General features: G+C 63.6%; 5 protein-coding genes and 1 pseudogene. 1 reads left to right on the top strand and 5 read right to left on the bottom strand.

What is annotated here, in order from left to right; all coding sequences use genetic code 11:
- From HMPREF9538_RS29775 to HMPREF9538_RS16075, 4 genes are all read right to left on the bottom strand, one after another.
- Positions 1-801, bottom strand: an 801-nt coding sequence (locus HMPREF9538_RS29775; RefSeq protein WP_009484816.1) for an urease subunit alpha, incomplete at its 3' end; no start/stop codon positions are given.
- Entirely contained in the window at positions 794-1,114 is a 321-nt protein-coding gene (locus HMPREF9538_RS16085; protein WP_002916872.1) for an urease subunit beta, read from the bottom strand. The genes HMPREF9538_RS16085 and HMPREF9538_RS29775, both read right to left, overlap by 8 nt.
- A 9-nt stretch (positions 1,115-1,123) precedes the next feature.
- Positions 1,124-1,426 carry an urease subunit gamma gene (locus tag HMPREF9538_RS16080; protein WP_002916871.1) on the bottom strand — a complete coding sequence of 101 codons (303 nt, stop codon included), beginning with the start codon at positions 1,424-1,426 and terminating at the stop codon, positions 1,124-1,126.
- A gap of 9 nt (positions 1,427-1,435) precedes the next feature.
- A complete protein-coding gene (locus HMPREF9538_RS16075) occupies positions 1,436-2,260 on the bottom strand; it encodes an urease accessory protein UreD (RefSeq protein WP_004174349.1) in 825 nt (274 codons plus the stop codon).
- On the opposite strand from HMPREF9538_RS16075, the gene HMPREF9538_RS16070 reads away from it, so the two are divergent.
- Complete coding sequence (locus HMPREF9538_RS16070) at positions 2,250-2,396, top strand: short-chain dehydrogenase (RefSeq protein WP_004144529.1); 147 nt, start codon at positions 2,250-2,252, stop codon at positions 2,394-2,396. The two genes, HMPREF9538_RS16075 and HMPREF9538_RS16070, sit on opposite strands and share 11 nt — an antisense overlap.
- 10 nt (positions 2,397-2,406) lie before the next feature.
- On the opposite strand, the pseudogene HMPREF9538_RS32825 reads toward HMPREF9538_RS16070, so the two are convergent.
- Positions 2,407-2,484: pseudogene (locus HMPREF9538_RS32825) on the bottom strand (hypothetical protein); the annotation flags it as partial.
- Between the last annotated feature and the right edge of the window lie 39 nt (positions 2,485-2,523).

A 2,523-nucleotide genomic window follows, 5' to 3' on the forward strand; every position in this document is an offset into this window, starting at 1 on the left:
GGCGCCCCCGCCGATGGCGGCGAGGGTGTCTTCCACAAATCCGGATTCATTCAGGGTGTCGCTGTGCAGGGCGACCTGGATGTCCATTTCATCGGCGACGGTTAACGCACAGTCGATCGCCGCCGGGGTGGCGCCCCAGTCCTCATGGATCTTCAGGCCAATAACGCCCGCCGCCACCTGCTCGCGAAGGGCATCCGGCTGAGAAACGTTGCCCTTGCCCAGCAGGCCGATATTGACCGGCAGGCTGTCGGCCGCCTGCAGCATGCGTGAGATATACCACGGGCCCGGGGTGCAGGTGGTGGCATGGGTGCCCGCGGCCGGGCCGGTGCCGCCGCCGACCATGGTGGTCACGCCGGAGACCAGCGCCTCTTCCGCCTGCTGCGGACAGATCCAGTGAATATGGGTATCGATCCCGCCGGCGGTGACAATTTTTCCTTCGGCGGCGATCACTTCCGTCGCGGCGCCGATGGGGATGGTGACGTTGGGCTGGATGTCGGGGTTGCCGGCTTTGCCGATGGCGAAGATCCGGCCGTCCTTCACGCCGATATCGGCCTTAACGATCCCCCAGTGATCGACAATCAACGCGTTGGTGAGCACCAGGTCGACACAGTCGGCGGCAAGCATCTGTCCCTGGCCCATGCCGTCGCGGATCACTTTGCCGCCGCCGAATTTGACCTCTTCCCCGTAGGTGGTCAAATCGTCCTCCACCTCGATCCACAGCTCGGTATCCGCCAGGCGCACCTTGTCGCCGACGGTGGGGCCGAACATATCGGCATAGGCCTGGCGTGAAATATTACTCATCGTTTACCTCCAGAGGGCCCATGACCTCGCCGCGGAAGCCGAAGACGGCGCGGTGACCGGCGAAGGCCACCAGCTCGACCTCGCGTTTCTGGCCGGGTTCAAAGCGTACCGCCGTGCCCGCCGGGATATTCAGGCGATAGCCGGCGGCCTGCTGACGGTCGAACTTCAGCGCCGGGTTAACCTCGGCGAAATGGTAGTGCGAACCGACCTGAATCGGCCGATCGCCGTGGTTCTCAACGACCACGCGACAGGTTGCCCGGCCGGTATTCAGGGCTATCTGACCGGGCTTAACGTGATATTCACCGGGGATCATGGCGCTACCTCAGATAATCGGGTTGTGAACGGTGACCAGCTTCGAGCCGTCCGGGAAGGTGGCTTCGACCTGGATATCCGGGATCATTTCCGGGACGCCCTCCATCACCTGCTCGCGGGTCAGGACGTGACGGCCTTCCTCCATCAGCGAGGCCACGCTTTTGCCGTCCCGAGCGCCTTCCATAATAAAGGCGCTGATCAGGGCCACGGACTCCGGATAGTTGAGCTTCAGGCCGCGGGCCAGGCGACGCTCCGCCACCAGCGCGGCGGTAAACAGCAACAGCTTGTCTTTTTCTCGGGGGGTCAGTTCCATAACGTTCTCTTAAGTCAGCCAGATTCGGGGAAGTACGGGAGATTTACCGGTGAGATGAGGGCGCAGAAACTGCCATACGTCGCGCATCACCCGCTGGCAAATCAGATTATCGTCACTGAGGAAACGCACCGTCAGCAGGCGGTCGGTCAGGCTGGCGCCGGCGTAGAGACCGAGCGGCGCCAGCGCGTCGCGCACCCCGTCGAGCAGGGCATCGGTAGCCGGATAGCACAGCAAAGTGCCGACCCAGGGACGTTCGGCGACGCTGGAGAGCTCTCCCTCCTGCAGCTGCAGGCGCTCGACCAGCAGCGGCTCATCGTCCACCCATACCTCCAGCCGGTTGCTGAGGGTGCCGTGGCTGAAGGTTTCGCCAATCACCGGGCGGCCAAGGCAGAGCAGATCCCAGGCCAGCAGCCTGCTGGAGGCGCAAAGATGAAAGGTAGTGAACAGCCGGGCATTCGCCCCGGGAAAGAAGATGGCATCCTGCGGGAGCCACTCCAGGGTCGCCTGCGGGGCAAGGGTCAACTGCTGGCGAACTAGCGCTTGCGCGCCGCTGCTGCGGTAAAACTTGCTGGCGCCAGGCATGGTTATCAGCGTATGGCAGCCGGGGGCAAGGTGCGCGCTAATTGTCAGCTCATCACCGCCGACGATGCCGCCGGGCGGGTGAAGCAGATAGAGGTGACAGGTCTCTTCTTCCGGGTAAAACGGGCGCTGGACGGTCAGCGGGCCGACGTGTTGGGCGCTGGCGAGAACGGTCTTGCCGCCGGCCTGCTGAAAGCGGAGATCCAGCGTAGCCTGCCAGCCTTTTTTGAGTGGTGGTAACACGGTGCCGTGCAATGTTGCGCCCCTGCAAAATCAAGATAAAACAGCAGCAATGAGTATTGATCGGCGGGAGTTTATCCCGGTCATACGAAACGCTTATGTCATCCGTAACCCGGAGCGTCGCGACGGGCGCGAGGGGAAAGCGGCATAACCGCTCCGGATTATTCACCCGGATAATCTTTGCCGTCAATATCCTGAGCCGCAGCCTGGGCGCGGCGGAAAAGGCGGCGGATCGGGCTGGGCCCCGCCCCCCCCCCCCCCCCCCCCCCGCTCCCCCC

This window comes from Klebsiella sp. MS 92-3 (assembly GCF_000195655.1).
Taxonomy (GTDB): Bacteria; Pseudomonadota; Gammaproteobacteria; order Enterobacterales; family Enterobacteriaceae; genus Klebsiella; species Klebsiella pneumoniae.